Source organism: Streptomyces sp. NBC_00582 (assembly GCF_036345155.1).
In the GTDB taxonomy this organism is placed as follows: domain Bacteria; phylum Actinomycetota; class Actinomycetes; order Streptomycetales; family Streptomycetaceae; genus Streptomyces.
This window is the reverse complement of record NZ_CP107772.1, coordinates 775,490-796,252: the sequence shown is the minus strand read 5'-3', so window position 1 is coordinate 796,252 and position 20,763 is coordinate 775,490. Positions and strand designations below refer to the sequence as shown.

Sequence of the window (20,763 nt, the reverse complement as noted above, 5' to 3'; positions counted from 1 at the left end):
CTCAGCTACCTCAAGAAGGTCACCGGAGACCTGCACGAGACCCGCAGGCGGCTGCGGGAGGCGGAGACCGCCTCCCGCGAACCGGTCGCCATCGTCGCGATGAGCTGCCGCTTCCCCGGCGGCGCCGACTCGCCCGAGGACCTGTGGCGGCTGCTCGCCTCCGACGGCGACGCCGTGACCGAGTGGCCCACCGACCGCGGCTGGAACCTCGCCGACCACTACGACCCCGAACCCGGCCGCCCCGGAAAGACGTACAGCACCTCCGGCGGCGCGCTCGCCGCGGCCGGCGACTTCGACGCCTCCTTCTTCGGCATCTCGCCCCGCGAGGCGATGGCGATGGACCCCCAGCAGCGGCTGCTCCTGGAGATCTCCTGGGAGGCGTTCGAACGGGCCGGCATCGACCCCACGACCCTGCGCGGCTCCCGCACCGGCGTCTTCGCCGGCACCAACGGCCAGGACTACCCGGCGCTGCTGCTGGCCTCGCAGGAGAGCCTGGAAGGACACGTCGGGACCGGCAACGCCGCCAGCGTGGTCTCCGGCCGCATCTCCTACACCCTCGGCCTGGAAGGGCCCGCCGTCACCGTCGACACCGCCTGCTCCTCCTCCCTCGTCGCCCTGCACCTCGCCGTACGGGCACTGCGGTCGAGGGAGTGCGACCTGGCGCTCGCCGGCGGTGTCACCGTGCTGTCGACCCCCGGCCTCTTCCTGGAGTTCAGCCGGCAGCGGGGCCTCGCCCCCGACGGCCGCTGCAAGGCGTTCGCCGAGGCCGCCGACGGCACCGGCTGGGCCGAGGGCGCCGGCATGCTGCTCGTGGAGCGGCTGGCCGACGCCCGGCGCCTCGGGCACCCGGTGCTCGCCGTGGTCCGGGGCAGCGCCGTCAACCAGGACGGCGCCTCCAACGGTCTGACCGCCCCCAACGGCCCCTCCCAGCAGCGCGTCATCTGGCAGGCACTCGCCGACGCGCAGCTGTCCACCGCCGACGTCGACGCGGTGGAGGCGCACGGCACCGGCACGACGCTCGGCGACCCGATCGAGGCCCAGGCCCTGCTCGCCACCTACGGCCAGGACCGCGAACAGCCCCTGTGGCTCGGGTCGGTGAAGTCCAACATCGGACACACCCAGGCCGCCGCCGGAGTCGCCGGCGTCATGAAGATGGTCCTGGCCATGCGGCACGGCCTGCTGCCCCGCACCCTCCACGTCGACCGGCCCACCACCCACGTCGACTGGACGGCCGGCCGCGTCGAACTCCTCACCGAGGCCCGCCCCTGGCCCGCCGCCGACCGGCCCCGACTGGCCGGCGTCTCCTCCTTCGGCGTCAGCGGCACCAACGCCCACGTCATCCTCGAACAGCCCGCCCCCGAACCGGCCGCGCCCGCCGAGGAGCCCCCCGCCCCGTCGCGCTCCACCCTGCCGTACGTCGTCTCCGCGCGCAGCGCCACCGCGCTGCGCGCCCAGGCCGCCGCCCTGCACGCCCGGCTGCGCGCCGACGAGACGACGGCCCCGCACGACCTCTCCTGGTCACTCGCGGCCACCCGCTCCGCGTTCGAACACCGCGCGGTGCTCCTCGCCGACGACCGCCCCGAACTGCTGCGCGGCCTGGAGTCGCTGGCGGCGGGCGCCCCGGCGGCCGGTCTCGTCCAGGGCGTGGCCGACGTGGACGGCCGTACCGTCTTCGTCTTCCCCGGCCAGGGCCCCCAATGGCCCGGCATGGCCACCGAACTCCTCGACACCGACCCGGAGTTCCGCACCCACTTCACCGCCTGCGCGACGGCCGTCGAGGCGTGCGTGGACTGGTCCGTCGAAGCCGTCCTGCGCGGCGCCGACGACGCACCCACCCTCGACCGCGTGGACGTCGTCCAGCCCGTGCTGTTCGTGACCATGGTGTCGCTGGCCCGCCTCTGGCAGGCCCGGGGGGTCCACCCCGACGCCGTCGTCGGACACAGCCAGGGCGAGATCGCCGCCGCCTGCGTCGCCGGGGCCCTCACCCTGGACGACGCGGCCCGCGTGGTCGTCCTGCGCAGCAGGGCCATCACCGCCCTCGCCGGACACGGCGGCATGGCCTCGGTGCTGCTGCCGGTCACCGACGTCCAGGAACGGCTGGCCCCCTGGGAGGGCCGGGTGTCGGTCGCCGCCGTCAACGGACCCGCCTCCGTGGTCGTCTCCGGCGACGCAGACGCCGTACGCGACCTGGTCGCCGACCTCACCGCCGCCGGCGCCCAGGCACGGCGGATCCCCGTCGACTACGCCTCGCACTCCGCCCAGGTCGAAGAGATCCACGACCGGCTCCTCACCGACCTCGCCGCCGTCCGGCCCCGCACCGCCGACGTGCCGTTCTTCTCCACCGTCACCTGCGACTGGCTCGACACCGAGCGCCTCGACGCCACCTACTGGTACGACAACCTGCGCCGCACCGTCCGCTTCGCCGACGCCGTACGGGCCCTCGCCGCACAGGACTTCCGCGCCTTCGTCGAGTCCAGCCCGCACCCCGTGCTCACCGCCGCCGTCCGCGACACCCTCGACGAGGAAGGCCGCACCGGCACCGTCGTCACCGGCACGCTCCGTCGCGGCGAAGGCGGACCCCGCCGCTTCCTCACCTCGCTGGCCGAGCTGAGCGTGCGCGGCGCCGCCCCCGCCGACTGCACGGCCCTCGCCGACCCCGCCACCCGCGTCGACCTGCCCACCTACGCCTTCCGACGCCGCACCTACTGGCCCACCCCCGCCCTCACCGCGCCGTCGACGGCCACCGGCACGGACCTCGACAGCCGCTTCTGGGAGTCCGTCGAGAACGGCGAGACCGCCCCGCTGGCCGCCGCCCTCCACCTCGACCAGGACACCCTCTCCACGGTCCTGCCCGCCCTGAGCGACTACCGCAGACGCAGCCGGGAGAACGCCACGGTGGACGCCTGGCGCTACCGCGTCACCTGGAAGCCCCTGCCCGCCGCCCCGGCCCCCGTCCTGAGCGGACCGTGGCTCGTCGCCCTGCCCGCCGCCCACCAGGACCCGGACCACCCCCACCACGCCCTCGGCACCGCCGTCGTCGAAGCCCTCACCCGCGCGGGCGCCGACCCGGTCACCGTCACGGTCGCCGCCCACGACGACCGCGACCGCCTCGCACAGGCCCTGCGCGCCACCGGATGCGACCGGCCCCGGGCCGTCCTGTCGCTGCTCGCCCTCGACGAGGAGGAGTACGAGGGCCGGCCCGGCCTGCCCAGCGGCTTCGCCGCCACCGTCTCCCTCGTCCAGGCGCTCGACGACCTCGGCCAGGACACACCCGTCTGGTTCGCCACCCGAGGCGCCGTGGCCACCACCGCCACCGAGACCGTCGACGCCCCGGAGCAGGCTCTCGTCTGGGGTTTCGGCCGTGTCGTCGCCCTCGAACAGCCACAGCGCTGGGGCGGCCTGATCGACCTGCCCGCCACCCTCGACCCCCTCACCGCCGACCGGCTCACCGCCGCCCTCGCCGGCATCGGCCAGGAGGACCAGCTCGCCCTCCGTGACACCGGCCTCCTCGCCCGCCGCCTCCACCGCGCGGCGACCGGCGGCCTGGGCGGCGGCCGGGACTGGACACCCACCGGAACCGTCCTCGTCACCGGCGGCACCGGCGCCCTCGGCCGCCAGGTCGCCCGCAGACTCGCCCGCCAGGGCGCCCCCGGCCTCCTCCTGGTCAGCCGCACCGGCGCCGACGCCCCCGGCGCCGCCGAACTCCGCACCGAACTCACCGGACTCGGCGCAGGACACGTCGACATCGCCGCCTGCGACATCGCCGACCGCGACCAGCTCGCCGCCCTGCTGGCCACCGTCCCCGCCGAACGACCGCTCACCGCGGTCTTCCACACCGCCGCCGTCCTGCGCGACGGCGTCATCACCACCCTCACCCCCGACCAGCTCGCCGAGGTCCTGCGGGTCAAGGTCGGCGGCGCCCGCAACCTCGACGCGCTCACGGCCGGGCTCGACCTCTCCGCGTTCGTCCTCTTCTCGTCGACCGCCGGGACGATCGGTGCCCCCGGCCACGCCAACTACGCCCCCGGCAACGCCCTCCTCGACGCCCTCGCCCAGCAGCGCCGCTCCCGCGGCCTGCCCGCCACCGCCATCGCCTGGGGACCCTGGGCCGACGGCGGCATGGCCGAGGGCTCCGTCGGTGAACGTCTCCAGCGGCACGGCGTACGCCCCATGAACCCCGACCTCGCCCTCGGGGCCCTGCAACAGGCCCTCGACCACGACGACACCACTCTCGCCGTGACCGACATCGACTGGGACCTGTTCGTACACGCCTACACCACCGCCCGGCCCCGGCCCTTCCTCGACGACCTGCCCGACGCCCGGCGCGCCCTCACCGCCCGCCGCGGCCCCGAACACGACCCCCGCCACGGCGCCGACGGCGACCCCCACGAGACCGGCGACCTGATCCGGCAACTCGCCGCACTCGCCGCACCGGAACAGCGGGCCGCCTTCGAGGAACTCGTCCGCGCCCACGCCGCCGTCGTCCTCAACCACGCGGGACCGCAGGACGTCGAGCCCACCCGCTCCTTCCGCGAACTCGGCTTCGACTCGCTCACGGCCGTGGAACTCCGCAACGCCCTCAGCACCGCCGTCGGCCGCACCCTGCCCGCCACCCTCGTCTTCGACTACCCCACCCCGTCCGCCCTCGCCGAACACCTGCGCGCCGCCGTCGCCCCGACCGCTGAGCACGGCCCGGACGCCACGCTCCCGCCACCGCGCTCCACCGACGACGACCCGATCGTCATCACCGCGATGAGCTGCCGCTTCCCCGGCGGGGTTGACACCCCCGAGGACTACTGGCGCCTGCTCGCCGACGGCACCGACGCCATCACCGCATGGCCCGACGACCGCGGCTGGGACATCGACGCCCTCTACGACCCCGAGCCCGGCGTCCCCGGCCGAGCCAGCACCCGCGGCGGCGGATTCCTCGACCACGTCGCCGACTTCGACCCCGGCTTCTTCGGGATCTCGCCGCGTGAGGCGCTGGCGATGGATCCGCAGCAGCGGTTGCTGCTGGAGCTGGCGTGGGAGGCGTTCGAGCGGGCGGGCATCGACCCGACGACCCTGCGCGGCTCCCGCACCGGCGTCTTCGCCGGCACCAACTACCAGGACTACGCCTCCCGCCCCCTGGACCCCGCCACGGCCGAGGAGGTCGCGGGCCACCTCGGCACCGGCAACACCGCGAGCGTGATGTCCGGCCGGGTGTCCTTCACGCTCGGTCTGGAAGGACCCGCGGTGACGGTGGACACGGCGTGTTCCTCGGCACTGGTGGCGCTGCATCTGGCGGTGCAGGCGCTGCGCTCGGGGGAGTGCGATCTGGCGTTGGCCGGTGGTGTGACGGTGATGTCGACGCCGGGGCTGTTCCTGGACTTCAGCCGGCAGCGGGGGCTGGCGGCGGACGGCCGGTGCAAGGCGTTCTCGGACGCGGCGGACGGGGCGGGGTTCTCCGAGGGCGCGGGTCTGGTGCTGGTGGAACGGCTGTCGGACGCGCGGGCGGCCGGGCGGCCGGTGCTGGCGGTGGTGGCCGGCTCTGCGGTGAACCAGGACGGTGCGTCCAACGGTCTGACGGCGCCGAACGGTCCTTCGCAGCAGCGGGTGATCCGTCAGGCGCTGGCGGGTGCCGGGCTGCGGCCGTCGGATGTGGACGCGGTGGAGGCGCACGGTACGGGGACGGCGCTGGGTGACCCGATCGAGGCGCAGGCGATCCTGGCGGCCTATGGTCAGGACCGCGAACGGCCCCTGCTGCTGGGCTCGGTGAAGTCGAACATCGGTCATACGCAGGCCGCCGCGGGTGTGGCGGGTGTGATCAAGATGGTGCTGGCGCTGCGGCACGGCGTGCTGCCGCGGACGTTGCATGTGGAGGAGCCGTCGTCCCACGTCGACTGGTCGGCGGGGGCGGTGCGGCTGCTGACGGAGGGTGCTCAGTGGCCGCGGGTGGAGGGGCACAGCCGCCGCGCCGGTGTGTCGTCCTTCGGTCTGAGCGGCACGAACGCGCACGTGGTGCTGGAGGAGGCCCCGGCCGAGCCGGAGTCGCGACCGGAGCCGGTTGCGGCTGGGGGTGTGGTGCCGTGGGTGGTGTCGGGTCGTACGGGTGCGGCGTTGCGGGCCCAGGCGGACCGGCTGGCACGGTTCGTGGCCGCCGAGGAGCGGATCGACGTGACGGAGGTCGCGGGGTCCCTGGTGCGGTCGCGGTCGCTGTTCGAGCACCGGGCGGTGGTCTGGGGATCGGAGCGGGGGGAGCTGGTGCGGGCGCTGGAGGCGGTGGCTTCCGGCGAGGAGGCGGTGAACGCGGCGACGGGCACGGTACGACGTGACGCGCGCACGGCGTTCCTGTTCGCCGGGCAGGGCTCCCAACGCCTCGGGATGGGACGGGAGTTGTACGACACCTACCCCGTCTTCGCGGATGCCTTCGACGCGGTGGACTCGGAACTGCCCTTCGATCTGCGGGAGGTGGTGTTCGGTGAGGACGCCGACCTGCTGAACCGTACGGAGTTCACGCAGCCCGCTCTGTTCGCCCTCGAAGTGGCGCTGTTCCGGCTGCTGGAGTCGTGGGGTGTGCGTCCGGACGTCCTCGCCGGGCATTCGATCGGTGAGATCGCGGCCGCGCATGTGGCGGGGGTGTGGTCGCTGGCGGACGCGTGCCGTCTGGTGGTGGCGAGGGGCCGGCTGATGCAGGCCCTTCCCGCCGGTGGTGCGATGGTGGCGGTGCAGGCGTCCGAGGACGAGGTGCTGCCGCTGCTCGGTGACGAGGTCGGGATCGCCGCGGTCAACGGACCCAAAGCTGTGGTGATCTCGGGTACGGAGTCCGCGGTCGAGGAGATCGCGGAGGGCTTCCGCGCCCAGGGCCGCAAGGTCACCGCGCTGCGGGTCAGCCATGCCTTCCACTCCCCGCTCATGGAGCCGATGCTCGCGGACTTCCGCAAGGTCGCGGAGGGGCTGACGTACGAGCGGCCGAAGCTTCCCCTGGTGTCGACGGTGACGGGTGAGGCGGCCACCGCCGAGGAGTTGATGTCGGCGGACTACTGGGTCAGTCATGTGCGCCGCCCGGTGCGTTTCGCCGACGCCGTGCGGACCCTCGCCGGCCAGAACGTCACCCGCTCCCTCGAGCTCGGTCCGGACGGCACCCTGACGGCCCTCGCGCAGGCGTCCCTCGACGACACCGAGGGCACGGTCCTCGTGCCTCTGCTGCGCAAGGACCGGCCCGAGGCACCGGCCGCCCTCGCCGCCCTCGCCACGCTGTTCACCGATGGAGCGAACGTCGACTGGACGGCTCAACTGCCGACAAACAGCACGGTGTTGCTGCCGACGTACGCCTTCCAGCGGCGCCGCTACTGGCTGGACGCCGCCGAGCACGCCGGTGACGTGACCGCTGCCGGGCTGGACCGCGTGGCGCACCCGCTGCTGTCGGCCGCCGTCAGGGTCGCCGACACCGGCGGGCTCGTCCTCAGCGGACGGCTGTCGGCCCGGGGCCATGCGTGGCTCGCCGACCACCGTGTGCTGGGCCGTGCGATCCTCCCGGCCACCGCCTACCTCGAACTGGCCGTACACGCCGGCGACCAGGTCGGCCTCGGCCATGTCGCCGAGCTGACCCTGGAGACCCCGCTGGTGCTGCCCGAGCGGGGCGCCGTACAGCTCCAACTCGCCCTCGGCGCGCCGGACGCGGACGGGCGGCGGCCGTTCGGCGTGCACTCCAGGGCCGCCGACGCCGCTGCCGACCAGCCGTGGACCCGCCACGCCCAGGGACTGCTCGCCGAGGACGCCGGGCCGGTGCCGCAGGACGCGGGCTCCTGGCCCCCGCCGGACGCCGTCCCGGTCGTACCGGACCCGGCGGGCGAGGCCGACTGGTACGAGCGGTTCGCCGCCGGAGGCTTCGACTACGGTCCGGCGTTCCAGGGCCTTCGCCGCGTGTGGCGCCGGGACGGGGAACTGTTCGCCGAGGTGGCGCTGCCGGAGTCGCATCGGGCCGAGGCGGCTCGTTACGGGCTGCACCCGGCCCTGCTGGACGCCGCCGTGCAGACCCTGCTCGTCAGGGCGCTGGACGTCCCGGGCGACGAGGAGGCCGGGGCGACCCTGCCGTTCGCCTGGAGCGGCTTCTCCCTCCACGCGACGGGAGCGAGCGCGCTGCGGGTCCATCTGGCGCCCACCGGCCGTCCGGACGCTTACACGGTGTCCGTCGCCGACCCCGAGGGCCGGCCGGTGGCCACGGCCGACGGACTGCTGCTGCGCCGGATCACCCCCGGCCGGCCCGACGACGCCTCCGAGGGCGGGGCGGCTCCCGACATGCCGCCCCTGCTGGTGCAGCGCTGGCGGCAGGCCGACCCGCAGCCCGCCGCCCCGGCTCCCGAGACCGTGCGCTGGGCGCTCCTCGGGCAGGGCGACGGCGGTCTCGCCGAGTCACTGGACACGGCCGGTGTACACCTGGAGTGCTACGCCGACCTCGCCTCGCTCGCCGCCGCCGTGGACACCGGCACCGCCGCGCCCAAGGTCGTCCTCACCGTGTGCGCCGCATCCGCCGGGCCGGTGCCCGAGGCCACGAGGGAACTGCTGGCCGAGGCCGTCGGTCTCGTCCGGCACTGGGTCGGCGACGACCGGTTCGCCGACTCGCGTCTGGTCCTGGTCACCCGCGGGGCCCTCGCCACCGCCGAGACGGAGGACGTCGGCGATCTGCCCGCCGCCGCGCTGTGGGGGCTCGTCCGGTCCGCCCAGCTGGAGCACCCCGACCGGGTGCAGCTGCTCGACCTCGCCCCGCCCACGTCGTCCGGTGACGACGGTTCACCCGGCGCCGTACCGGCCGCGATCGCCGCCGCCCTCCCGCAGTCCGCCGTACGCGACGGCAGGCTCCTGGTGCCCCGGCTCACGGCACGGGGCCCGGCTCCCGACGGCGACGCCACGCCCCTCGCGCCCTTCGTGTCCGACGGCACCGTCCTCGTCACCGGTGCCACCGGAGCCCTCGGCACCCTGGTGGTACGGCACCTGGTCACCGCCCACGGAGTGCGCCGGCTGCTGCTGGCGTCCCGGCGCGGCGCGGACGCGCCGGGGGCCGAGGCGCTGGTCGCCGAACTGGCCGCGCACGGCGCCGAGGCCACTCTCGTCGCCTGCGACGTCGCCGACCCCGACACGCTCGAGGCCCTGCTCGACCGTGTGCCCGACGCGCATCCGCTGACCGCCGTCGTGCATGTCGCCGGTGTCGTCGACGACGCGACCCTGACCTCGCTGACCGACGCCCGGACCGACGCGGTCCTGCGGCCCAAGGCCGACGCGGCCTGGCACCTGCACCGGCTGACGCAGGACCGGGACCTGTCGGCGTTCGTGGTGTACTCCTCCGCGGCGGGTACCTTCGGCGCGGCGGGGCAGGGCGCCTACGCGGCGGCCAACGCCTTCCTCGACGGGCTCGCCCACCACCGGCGGGCCCGCGGGCTGCCCGCCACCTCGATCGGCTGGGGGCTGTGGGCGGCGGAGAGCGGCATGACCGCGGGGCTCGGCGCCGCCGACCGGGAGCGGATGTCCAGGAACGGCATGCTGCCGCTGACCACCGAGGCCGGCCTCGCCCTCTTCGACGCCGCCGTCACCGCTCCCGACGCGGCCGTGGTCGCCGTCGCGAGGCGGGCCCCGGCCACCGCGTCCCGTGGCGCGGTACGGCGCGCGGTGGCCTCGGGAGCCCCGGCCGACGGCGCCGGACGGTCGCTGTCCGCACGGCTCGCGGACCTCGCCGGTCCCGAGCGGCTCGCCCTGCTGCTGGCCACGGTCCGCGAGCAGGTCGCCGGCGTCCTCGGGCACGACTCCACGGACGAGGTGGCGCCCGACCGGCACTTCGCGGAACTCGGCTTCGACTCGCTGACCGCCGTCGAACTGCGCAACCGGCTCGGGGCCCTGACCGGCTTCCGGCTCCCCCCGACCCTCGTCTTCGACCTCGACACCCCCCAGGCGCTCGCCGCAGATCTGGCCGCACGGTCCGCGGGGGCGGCAGCCGCGCCCCCCGGAGACCCGGGCGCGGCGCGCGGCGACGACGACCCGGCCCGGCGCGCCGCCCGCCCCGAGGACACCGTGGGCGCGCTGTTCCGCGGTGCCTGTGAACAGGGCCGAATCGACGACGGCTTCGCACTGCTGCAGGCGGTCGCCGAACTGCGGCCGGTCTTCGAGTCCCCGGCCGACCTGACCGACCGGCCCGCCGGTCTGCGGCTGGCCGCCGGCGACGACGGCCCCGCGCTGATCTGCTTCAGCTCGTACGTGGCGCTGGCCGGTGTCCACCAGTACGCGCGGTTCGCCGCCGCGTTCCGCGGCCGACAGGACGTGTGGGCGCTGCCCACCCCCGGCTTCGGGCGCGGCGAGCCGCTGCCCGCCACGCTGGACGTGGTGGCCGCGACACAGGCCGAGTGGGTCCTGCGGTGCGCGGACGGCAGGCCCTTCGTGCTCACCGGCTCGTCGTCCGGCGGCATCCTGGCCCTGGCCGCCGCCCGCCATCTGGAGCGGTCGGGACATCCGCCGCTGGCGGTGGTCCTGCTCGACACCTACATGCCGCGCGCGGACTCGCCGTTCACCCGCTTCTCGGCCCAGATGCTGGGCGGGATGTTCGACCGGGAGTCGATGTTCGCGCACATGGACACCGACCGGCTCTCGGCCATGAGCTGGTACATCCGGATGATCGGGGAGTGGGACCCGGGCGAGCTGTCCGCGCCCGTGCTGCTGGTGCGGCCCGCCGAACCGCCCGTCTCCGCGGACGGCCCGGAGCCGCTCGCGCCGGGGGAGTGGCAGAGCTCCTGGGAGGGCGCCGACCGCGTCGTCGACGTCCCCGGCAACCACTTCACGATGATGGAGTCCCACGCCGCCACCACGGCGGGCGCCCTCGCCGACTGGATCGCCACGGTACTGCCATCGCACACCGCGGGCCCTGCGCCGGCCCGACCGACCGAGGGAGCATGATGCGGGTCCTGTTCGTCAGTCTGTCCGAGAAATCCCATGTGTATCTGATGGTTCCGCTGGCGTGGGCGCTCAGCGCGGCCGGCCACGAGGTGCGGGTGGCCAGCTACCCCCTGGCGACCGACATCATCACCGGCGCCGGACTCACCGCCGTCCCCGTCGGCACCGACCACGATGTCCACCGGGACATGTCCGCCTACCGGGAGTCGCAGGACTACGCGACCGCGAACTGGAGCCGCTGCGAACGCGGCCAGGTGGACTGGGCGGAGCTGAAGGAGCGCTTCGCGCTGAGCGTCCCCTACGCGTTCGCCCCGTACAACGACCCCATGATCGACGACCTGGCCGCGTTCGCCCAGAGCTGGCGGCCCGACCTGGTGATCCGGGACCCGCTGGCGTACGCCGGTGCCCTCGCGGCCCGGATCAGCGGAGCCGCCCACGCCCGGCTGATGTGGTGCTCCGACGTGTGGGGCCGCACCCGGCAGACCTACCTGGAACTGATGCGCGAGCAGCCCGAGTCGGAGCGTGTCGACCCGCTCGCCGACTGGCTCGCGGCGAGGTCGGAGCCGTTCGGGTTCTCCTGCGACGAGGAGCTGCTGCACGGCCAGGCCACCATCAGCACCGTGCCGCGGTCCCTGTCGATTCCGTCGGCCTCCCCCGAACTGCCCCTGCGGTACGTCCCCTACAACGGCCGGGCGGTGGTGTGGGACTGGCTGCGCGAGGCGCCCAAGCGGCCCCGGGTCTGCCTGAGCCTCGGCACCTCCAACACCGAGGACTACGGCGGTGACTACGTCTCCATCCCGCGGATCCTCGACGCCCTCGCCGACGAGGACGTGGAGGTGGTCGCCGCACTGCTGCCCGCCCAGGTCGAACAGCTCGGCACCCTCCCCGACAACGCCAGGGCCGTCCACTCCGTCGCCCTGAGCACACTGCTGCCGAGCTGCTCGGCCGTCATCCACCACGGCGGCTACGGCACCTTCGCCACCGCCATGGTCACCGGAGTGCCCCAGATGATGCTCTCCACCCTGATCGCCGACCACGAGCAGCGCGGCCAGGCGCTGGAGGAGGTGGGGGCGGGCATGTACCTGCGCCACGGCGACGCCACCGTGGAGAAGGTCCGCGACGGGCTGAGGCGGCTCGTCGCCGACCCCGAGACCGCGGACGCCGCCCGGCGGCTGCGGGCCGAGTCCCTGGCGATGCCGAGGCCGCACGACCTGGTGGCCGACCTGGAGCGTCTGGCGGAAGTGCGCTGAGCACCTCGCCGGCCCCGGCCACCGCACCGACAACCATCCCGACCCCCAGGAACAGGAACGACACCGTGAAGATCAATGTGGACCGCGAGCGCTGTGTCGGAGCCGGTCAGTGCGTGCTGGCCGCCGCCGCCGTCTTCGAACAGAACGAGGACGGCCTGGTGGAACTGCTCCAGCCCGAACCGTCCGAGGACCTGCACGCCGCCGTGACCGAGGCGGAGCTGATCTGCCCCTCGGGCGCGATCGAGCTGCAGCCCTGACGGCCACCCCCGACACCCACGACACCAGTTAGGCGGGATGGAACCGTGAAGGCTCTCGTGCTCTCGGGCGGTGCGGGCACCCGGCTGCGGCCGATCACCCACACCTCCGCGAAGCAGTTGGTGCCGGTCGCCAACAAGCCCATCCTCTTCTACGGCCTGGAGGCGATAGCGGACGCCGGCATCTCCGAGGTCGCGATCGTCGTCGGCGACACCGAGGACGAGATCCGGCAGGCCGTCGGCGACGGCTCCGACTTCGGACTCGAGGTCACCTACCTGCGGCAGGAAGCCCCGCTGGGCCTGTCCCACGCCGTGCTCATCGCCCGGGACTTCCTCGGCGACGACGACTTCGTGATGTTCCTCGGCGACAACTTCGTCTTCGGCGGCATCACCGACTCCGTGGACGAGTTCCGCAAGGAACGCCCGGACGCCCAGCTCCTGCTCACCCGGGTGCCCGACCCGTCCGCCTTCGGCGTCGCCGAACTCGACGACGTCGGGCGCCTGGTGCGCCTGGAGGAGAAACCCGAGCGGCCCCGCAGCGACCTCGCGCTGGTCGGCGTGTACCTCTTCGGCCCCGCGATCCACGAGGCGGTGCGCGCCATCCGCCCCTCCCCGCGCGGCGAGCTGGAGATCACCGACGCCATCCAGTGGCTGCTGGAACGCGACCACGACGTGCGCACCACGGTGATCACCGGCTACTGGAAGGACACCGGAAACGTCACGGACATCCTCGACGTCAACCGCCGACTGCTGGATCTGCTGGAGTACCGCGTCGACGGGGACGTCGACGAGACCAGCGAGATCGTCGGCCGCGTGCGGATCGACGCCGGAGCGGTCATCCGCGGATCGCGCATCGTGGGGCCCGCGATCATCGGCCCCGGCACCGTGGTCGAGAACTCCTACATCGGCCCGTCGACGTCCATCGCCGAGGACTGCGTCATCCGCAACAGCGAGATCGAGTTCTCGATCATCCTGCGGGAGTCCCGGTTCGACAGCGTCCGCCGGGTGGAGGGCTCCCTCGTCGGGCGCAACGTACGGGTCTCGCTGGGCCCGCGCGTGCCGGCCACCCACCGTCTGGTGATAGGCGACCACGGGCGGGTGCAGATCTCCTCATGACCGGACCCGACACCGCCCCGCGCGCGGCCGGCCCTGCCGTCCGCATCCTGGTGACCGGCGGCGCCGGCTTCATCGGCTCCCACCACGTACGGACCCTGCTCGGACCCGACGGTCCGGCCGACGTCACCGTCACCGTCCTGGACAGGCTCACCTACGCCGGCAACCCGGCCAACCTGGACCCCGTGCACGACCATCCCGGGTTCTGCTTCGTCAAGGGCGACATCTGCGACCCGGAACTCGTCGACGACCTCATGGCCCGGCACGACCAGGTGGTGCACTTCGCCGCGGAGTCCCATGTGGACCGCTCGATCCTGAACCCCGCCGAGTTCGTCCGCACCAACGTCCTGGGCACCCAGACCCTGCTCGACGCCGCTCTGCGCCACGGCGTGGGCCCCTTCGTCCACGTCTCCACCGACGAGGTGTACGGCTCCATCGACACCGGCGCCTGGACGGAGGAGAGCCCGCTGCTGCCCAACTCGCCCTACTCGGCCTCCAAGGCCTCCTCCGACCTGCTGGCGCTGGCCCACCACCGCACCCACGGCCTGGACGTGCGGGTGACCCGGTGCTCGAACAACTACGGCCACCACCAGTACCCGGAGAAGGTGATCCCGCTGTTCGTCACCCGGCTCCTCGACGGCCACAAGGTGCCGCTGTACGGAGACGGCGGCAACGTACGCGACTGGCTGCACGTCGACGACCATGTGCGGGGCATCGAACTGGTCCGCACCGGCGGTCGCCCCGGCGAGGTCTACAACATCGGCGGCGGGACCGAGCTGACCAACCGCCGCCTGACCGACCTCCTCCTCGACGCCTGCGGCGCCGGACCGGAACGCGTCGAGTACGTCAGGGACCGCAAGGGCCACGACCGCCGCTACTGCGTCGACTGGTCCAAGATCCGCGACGAACTGGGCTACCGGCCGCGCAAGAACTTCGCCACCGGCCTGGCCGAGACCGTCGACTGGTACCGGGAGAACCGGGCCTGGTGGGAGCCGATGAAGCAGAGCGCGGGGGGCACCCGTTGACCGGCCTGGACGAGATCGTCGTCGTCGGCGCGGGCGCCGCGGGCGCCACCACCGCCGAGACCCTCCGACGACAGGGCTACGAGGGCCGTCTCACCGTCGTCGGCGCCGAACCCCATCCGCCGTACGACCGGCCGCCCCTGTCCAAGCAGATCCTCTCCGGCCGCTGGGAGCCCGACCGCGTCCGCCTGCGCGCACCCGAGGCCTACGACCGTGCCCGTATCGACCTGCGCCTGGGCATCGCCGTCACCCGCCTCGACCGGGCCGGGCGCACGGTCGAACTCGCCGACGGCAGCCGTCTGCACGCCGACGCCGTCGTCGTCGCGACCGGCGTACGGCCCCGCACCCTGCCCGGCGCCGAGGCACTGACCGGCGTCCACGTCCTGCGCACCCTCGACGACGCGCTCGCCCTGCGGGAGGCCCTCGGCGAAGGACGGCGGCTGGTGGTGGCCGGGGCCGGTCTGCTCGGCACGGAGGCGGCCGTCGCCGCCCGGGGACTGGGTGCCGACGTCACCCTGGTCGGTACCGAACCCGTACCGCTGCTCGACCTGCTCGGGCCCCAGGCGGCCGGACTGGTCGCGGCCGTCCACCGCGATCTCGGGCTGCGCTTCCGGCGCGGGAGGGTGACCGAGGTGCTGGGCGCGGGCGGCGCGGCCGACGGGGTCCTGTTGGCCGACGGCACCCGCCTGCCCGCGGACCTGGTGCTGGTCGCGGCGGGTTCGCTCCCCAACACCGAGTGGCTGGCGGGCAGCGGAATCCGTGTCGAGGACGGCGTCGTCTGCGACGGCCTGGGCGCGGCCGGCCCCGGTGTGTGGGCCGCGGGCGACATCGCGAACCGGCCCGACCCCCGGACGGGGCGGCGCAGACGGTGGGAACACCGCGCGCAGGCCACCGAACAGGCGGTCGCGGTCGCCCGCAACCTGCTCGCCGGCACCGGCGCCCGGCCCGTGGCACCGCTGCCCTACTTCTGGACCGACCAGCACGACCTGAAGGTCCAGGTGTTCGGGGAGGTGGCCGGGGCCGACCGATGCCACATCGTCGAAGGCAGCCCCGCCGAACGGAAGTTCACCGCCGTCTACTGCGTGGGCGACCAGGTCCGCGGCGCGGTCGCCGTCAACTCGCCGCGCGCCGCCCAGCAACTCCGCCCCCTGGTGGAGACCGCGGCCCGCTGGACGGGCCTGCCCGTGAAGGCCCCGGCGGGCTAGCGCTGTGACCGAATAGGGGAAGGCTCTCGAGTGCTGCGAGCGCCCAGACACCTGTGGTAACCGCTGTTCGCCACTTCGAAGGGCACGGACGGGGCACGGTCGGCGAAGTTCCCGGCCCGGGGCGTCAGGAGCTGCGCGGGACGACCAGGCCGGATTCGTAGGCGAGGACCACGAGTTGGGCTCGGTCGCGGGCGTGGAGTTTGGTCATCGCCCGGTTGATGTGCGTTTTCACGGTCATCGGGCTGATCACCATGTGGCCGGCGATCTCGTCGTTGGACAGGCCCCGCGCGACGAGGGCGACGGCCTCGCGTTCGCGGCCGGTCAGCTCTTCGAGCCCAGCCTCGGCACCGGTGTCGAGCGGCTGGGTCACGTACCTGTCGATCAGCTTGCGGGTGATCGAGGGTGCGAGCAGGGCGTCGCCGCGTGCGGCCACGCGGACGGCGTGCAGGAAGTCGTCCGGGACGATGTCCTTGACGAGGAATCCCGCGGCGCCGGCGCGCAGCGCGTCGAAGACGTACGCGTCCATGCCGTAGTTGGTCAGGATGACGACGTGCACCCCGGTCAGAGCCGGGTCCGCGGCGATGCGCCGGGTCGCCTCGATGCCGTCGACGACCGGCATCTGGATGTCGACGAGCGCGATGTCGGGCAGGTGTTCCCTGGCGAGCTCCAGGCCCTCCTTGCCGTCGGCGGCCTCGGCCACCACCTCGATGTCGTCCTCGAGGTCGAGGAGGGCGCGGAATCCGCTGCGGATGAGCGGCTGGTCGTCGACCAGCAGGACTCGGATCACGACGTTCGCTCCACGGGGAGTTCGGCCCGGACGCTGAAGCCGCCTTCGCCGCGCGGTTCGGCGCGCAGGAAGCCGCCGAGGGCGGTGACGCGTTCGCGCATGCCGATCAGCCCGACGCCGGGCATGGGGGCGGTGCCCGGCGTGGCCTTGCCGTCGTCGTCTATGCGGAGCGCGAGGGCGTCGGGCCGGTAGGCGATCCGGACCGATGCCGTGGTGGCGGCGGCGTGCCGGACGATGTTGGTCAAGGACTCCTGGACGATCCGGTAGGCGGTCCGGCCCACCGCGGCCGGCACGTCGTGCCGCTGCCCCTCGACCGTCAGCGTCGCCTCCAGACCGGTCCTGCCGGCCCGCTCCACCAGTTCCGGTACGTCGGCGAGCCCACGCGGCGGGGCCGTGTCGTCGTCGCGCAGCGCCTCCAGGGTCGCGCGCAGCTCCCGGCTCGCCTCACGTCCGGCCTCCTGGATCGCCAGCAGCGTCTCCGGCACCGTCTCGCCGCGTCTGCGGGCCACGTGGACGGCGACTTCGGACTGCACCTTGATGACGGAGATCTGGTGGGTGAGCGAGTCGTGCAGTTCCCGGGCGATGTGCAGCCGTTCCTCGTCGGCACGGCGCCGCGCGGTCTCCTCCCGGGTGCGCTCGGCCTCCTCTGCCCGCTGCTCCGCCTGCCGCACCGCCTCCCCCGCGGCGAAGGCGGCGACGAGCCAGGCGAGTTCCAGGGTGCTCCGGGCCTGCACCGACACCTCGCCCACCGGGCCGTCGCGGAGGACCAGCGCTGTGAGCTGCAGAGCCACCAGCAGGGTCGCGGACGCGATCACCGCAAGGGCGAGGTGTCCGGCCCGCACCGCGGCGTACACCGCGACCAGGTACGCGACGGTGAGCACGTCGAACCCGGCCGACTGGTAGCCCACCGCGCACAGTCCGGTGACGGCCAGGACGACGACCGGAGCCCTGCGGCGCGCGGCCAGCGCCAGGCCGCCGACCGCCAGGAGTGCGTAGCCGAGCAGGTCGGGTCCCGTGCCGGGGTGCTCCCCCGACCACCCGTCGCCCAGCATCAACGCCGCCACGCCCACGGCGATCACCCAGTCCGCGACAGCAGTCGGTACACCGAACCGTCGTTTGCCCATGCGCGCACCCTAGCCAGATGTCGCCCGGGGCGAGTCCGGCTCGTGGATGACCGACCGCCTACCGCGTCCGCGGTATTCGTGCGGCTTCTGCCGCGTCCGCGGTAGTCACGGACGCCACCGGCGGCAGCGCGAAGTGCGTCCGTGTGCGGGACGACCGGAGGCAGGTGTGGCGGACAGGATCGTGCGACGTCCAAGAGCAGGGGTCGTACGAGGAGAAGGAGCACCTCATGTCCGTCCGTCACGTGCTTGCCGCACCCGCGGCCGCGCACGCTTCGGTCCGGCCGCTCGCCGCCGATGCCCATGACCTGACCACAGGGCGGCTCGTGGGCACCGCAGCCGCCCTGTTGGCGCTGGCCGGCGTGGTCATCGGCGGGCTGGCCCTGGCCCGCTCCACCGGCCGAATCGGCAACGGCAACGGGAAGAGGGGTGCCCTCGTGGCCCTGGTGGCGGGGTTGATCGGCATGGCCGTCGGCGTGGTGAATCCGGCCGTCGCCGACGGCGGTCCCGGCACCGGCAACGGGGTGCTCGGTGGCGCCCTGGCCCTGGTGCTGGGGCTGATCGCCGCGGTCCTCGGCCGACTGGCCCTGACCCGTTCCCGCCGCACCGGCCGACCGCCCCGCCCACCTGCGCGTATTCGCATGAAAGAGGAACAGGGACTTGAGGAGGCGATGACGGCAACCGGAACCAACCCCCCGGGCGGGACTCTGGAGGGACTGGGCCGCTTCTGTTTCCGGCGCCGCCGCCTGGTCCTCCTGATCTGGCTCATCGGTGTGATCGCCGTGGCGTTCGCCGGATTCGGCTACGGAGCCGCCCCCGACAACGACTTCTCCGGCGGGGACTCACAGTCGGCCAAGGCGCAGCAGCTGATGGAGAAGCACTTCCCCAAGGAGCAAGGGGACAGGCTGACTCTCGCGATCAAGGCCGAGAAGGGGATCGACGATCCCGCCGCCAAGCAGAGGATCGAGAAGGCCCTCGCCGATCTCGCCGACTCGCCCGTGACAGGGCCGGTGACTTCGCCGTATCAGGACAAGAGCCTGGTGACGGAGGACCGTCGCATCGCCCGTACGACCATCCCGCTGAGCGACAAGGGGGTGGAGAAGAGCGAGGTGAAGCCGTTGGTGGACATGGTCAAGGAGGCTTCCGGCGACAGCGTCACGCTCGCGCTGGGCGGGTACATGGCGGAAAAGGCCGAGACGCCCCCGCAGGGCCCGGCCGAGAGCGTGGGCCTTCTGGCAGCAGCCGTGATCCTGTTCATCGCGTTCGGATCACTGGTGGCGATGGGCCTGCCGATCGCGACTGCCCTCCTGGCCATCGTGGGCGGTCTCGCCCTGATGAAGCTGGTGGGGCACCTGGTCCCCGCGCCGAACTTCGCTCTGACCTTCGGCGCGATGATCGGGCTCGGCGTCGGCATCGACTACGCGCTGTTCATCGTGACCCGCTACAAGGACGGCCTAGGGGAGGGGGACGACCCCGAGAGCGCCACGGTCAAGGCCGTCGCCACCGCGGGTCACGCGGTGCTGTTCGCCGGCACGACCGTGGTGATCGCGCTGATGGGCCTGCTCGTCATGGGGCAGCGGCTGATGACCGGGCTGGCCGTCGCCACGTCGCTCACGGTGCTGGTCACGATGATCGCCGCCCTGACGCTGCTGCCCGCGTTCCTGGGTTTCACCGGACACAAGATCAACTCGCTGCGCCTGCCCCGCCGTGCATCCCGCCGGAACCAGTCGGCCGGTGCGGCGTCCCGGAAGCGCCGTACGCTCGCCGAGCGTTGGGCCGGCGTGGTGCAGCGCAGGCCGCTCGTCGCCGCTCTCGCCGCCGGCGGGATCCTGCTGATGCTGGCCGCCCCCGTGCTGTCGATGCGGCTGAGCCAGCCCGACGCCAGCGTCCAGCCCCGCGACCGGAGCAGCTACATCTCGTACGAGATCCTCTCCGAGGGCTTCGGCCCGGGCTACGGCGCCCCCTTGGTCTTCGCCGCCGAGATCGACCCCGCGGGCGCCGATCCGCGTCCCGTCGTCGAAGCCGTCCGCGAGACCGAGGGCATCGCCTACGCCACGCCGCCCCGGGTCAGTGAGGACGGGAGGGCTGTCACCTTCCTCGCCTTCCCCACGACCGGCTACCAGGACGAGGCGACCACGCACGTGGTGCACAGGCTCCGCGACGACGTGCTGCCCGGGACACCGGGCGGCGATCAGGTCCTCGTCGGCGGACCGAACGCCGGCACCGTCGACACCGCCGACGAGGTCGGGTCGCGCCTGCCCCTGATGATCATGGTGGTCGTCGCGATGGGCATGGTGCTGCTGATCGCGTTGGTCCGGTCGGTCACGATCGCCCTGCAGGCCGCCGTGATGAACCTGCTGTCGATCGGCGCCGCCTACGGTGTGCTGGTGGCGGTCGTGCAGTGGGGATGGCTCGGCGCGGCCCTCGGGTTCCCCGCCGCCATGCCGGTCACGACGTGGACACCGATGATGATGTTCCCGATCCTGTTCGGCCTGTCGATGGACTACCAGGTGTTCCTGATCTCGCGGGTCCGTGAGGAGTACGAGCGGACCGGCGACACCCGCGCGGCCGTCGCGACAGGGCTGGCGCGGACCGCCAAGGTGATCACGGCCGCGGCCGCCATCATGATCGCCGTCTTCACCACCTCGCTGCTCGGCCCCGATGTCGCCGTCAAACAGGGAGGTCTGGGCATGGCCGTCGCCGTGCTCATCGACGCCACCATCGTCCGGATGATCTTCGTCCCCGCGGTGATGGAACTGTGCGGCAAGGCCAACTGGTGGATGCCCGGACCACGGGCCCCGAGGACGACCCCGACCGCACCGGCCGGGACCAGGGAAGACCGGTGGATCACCTCCCGCACGGTGTCCTCGTCGGCTGGGACCAGCTGTGCGATCACTGGGACGCGGCCCCCGCCGGCGGACGCCGGCCCAGCGATCGGAACGGACGTCACTGCCCATCCAACCGCGCCAACCACCAACCCGGCGAACCAATTCGGTCACAGCACCAGCAATCGGTCCTCGGGCCCGTGACGCGCCGCGGCCCGGCTCCTCACCTGGGGTGGGGAGCCGGGCCGTTCGCCGTCGGGAACCGGTGG

General features: G+C 73.6%; 8 protein-coding genes and 1 pseudogene. 7 read left to right on the top strand and 2 right to left on the bottom strand.

Features of this window, described 5'->3' with window-relative positions; genetic code table 11:
- Positions 1–15: 15 nt before the first annotated feature.
- The 6 genes and pseudogenes from OG852_RS03385 to OG852_RS03360 form a co-directional block, all read left to right on the top strand.
- A pseudogene (locus OG852_RS03385) lies at positions 16–10,920 on the top strand (type I polyketide synthase); the annotation flags it as partial.
- Positions 10,917–12,167, top strand: a complete 1,251-nt coding sequence (locus tag OG852_RS03380; protein ID WP_330347008.1) for an activator-dependent family glycosyltransferase — start codon at positions 10,917–10,919, stop codon at positions 12,165–12,167. The pseudogene OG852_RS03385 and the gene OG852_RS03380, both read left to right, overlap by 4 nt.
- A 65-nt stretch (positions 12,168–12,232) precedes the next feature.
- A complete protein-coding gene (locus OG852_RS03375) occupies positions 12,233–12,424 on the top strand; it encodes a ferredoxin (RefSeq protein WP_133917552.1) in 192 nt (63 codons plus the stop codon).
- A 45-nt stretch (positions 12,425–12,469) separates the two neighbouring features.
- A complete protein-coding gene (locus tag OG852_RS03370) occupies positions 12,470–13,537 on the top strand; it encodes a glucose-1-phosphate thymidylyltransferase (RefSeq protein WP_330347007.1) in 1,068 nt (355 codons plus the stop codon).
- The gene (gene rfbB, locus OG852_RS03365; protein ID WP_330347006.1) at positions 13,534–14,559 is read left to right on the top strand and encodes a dTDP-glucose 4,6-dehydratase; all 1,026 of its coding nucleotides are present in this window, start codon (positions 13,534–13,536) and stop codon (positions 14,557–14,559) included. Before OG852_RS03370 ends, rfbB begins: the two co-directional genes overlap by 4 nt.
- The gene (locus OG852_RS03360) at positions 14,556–15,761 is read left to right on the top strand and encodes an NAD(P)/FAD-dependent oxidoreductase (RefSeq protein WP_330347005.1); all 1,206 of its coding nucleotides are present in this window, start codon (positions 14,556–14,558) and stop codon (positions 15,759–15,761) included. Before rfbB ends, OG852_RS03360 begins: the two co-directional genes overlap by 4 nt.
- 124 nt (positions 15,762–15,885) lie before the next feature.
- Here OG852_RS03360 and OG852_RS03355 read toward each other — a convergent pair whose 3' ends face one another.
- Complete coding sequence (locus OG852_RS03355) at positions 15,886–16,548, bottom strand: response regulator (RefSeq protein ID WP_133917555.1); 663 nt, start codon at positions 16,546–16,548, stop codon at positions 15,886–15,888.
- Complete coding sequence (locus OG852_RS03350; RefSeq protein WP_133917556.1) at positions 16,545–17,672, bottom strand: sensor histidine kinase; 1,128 nt, start codon at positions 17,670–17,672, stop codon at positions 16,545–16,547. The genes OG852_RS03355 and OG852_RS03350 overlap by 4 nt, the downstream gene beginning before the upstream one ends.
- Before the next feature lie 227 nt (positions 17,673–17,899).
- Here OG852_RS03350 and OG852_RS03345 point away from each other — a divergent pair, with 227 nt between their 5' ends.
- On the top strand, positions 17,900–20,698 hold the full coding sequence (locus OG852_RS03345; protein WP_330347004.1) for a DUF6223 family protein: 2,799 nt from the start codon (positions 17,900–17,902) through the stop codon (positions 20,696–20,698).
- The last annotated feature ends 65 nt before the right edge of the window (positions 20,699–20,763 follow it).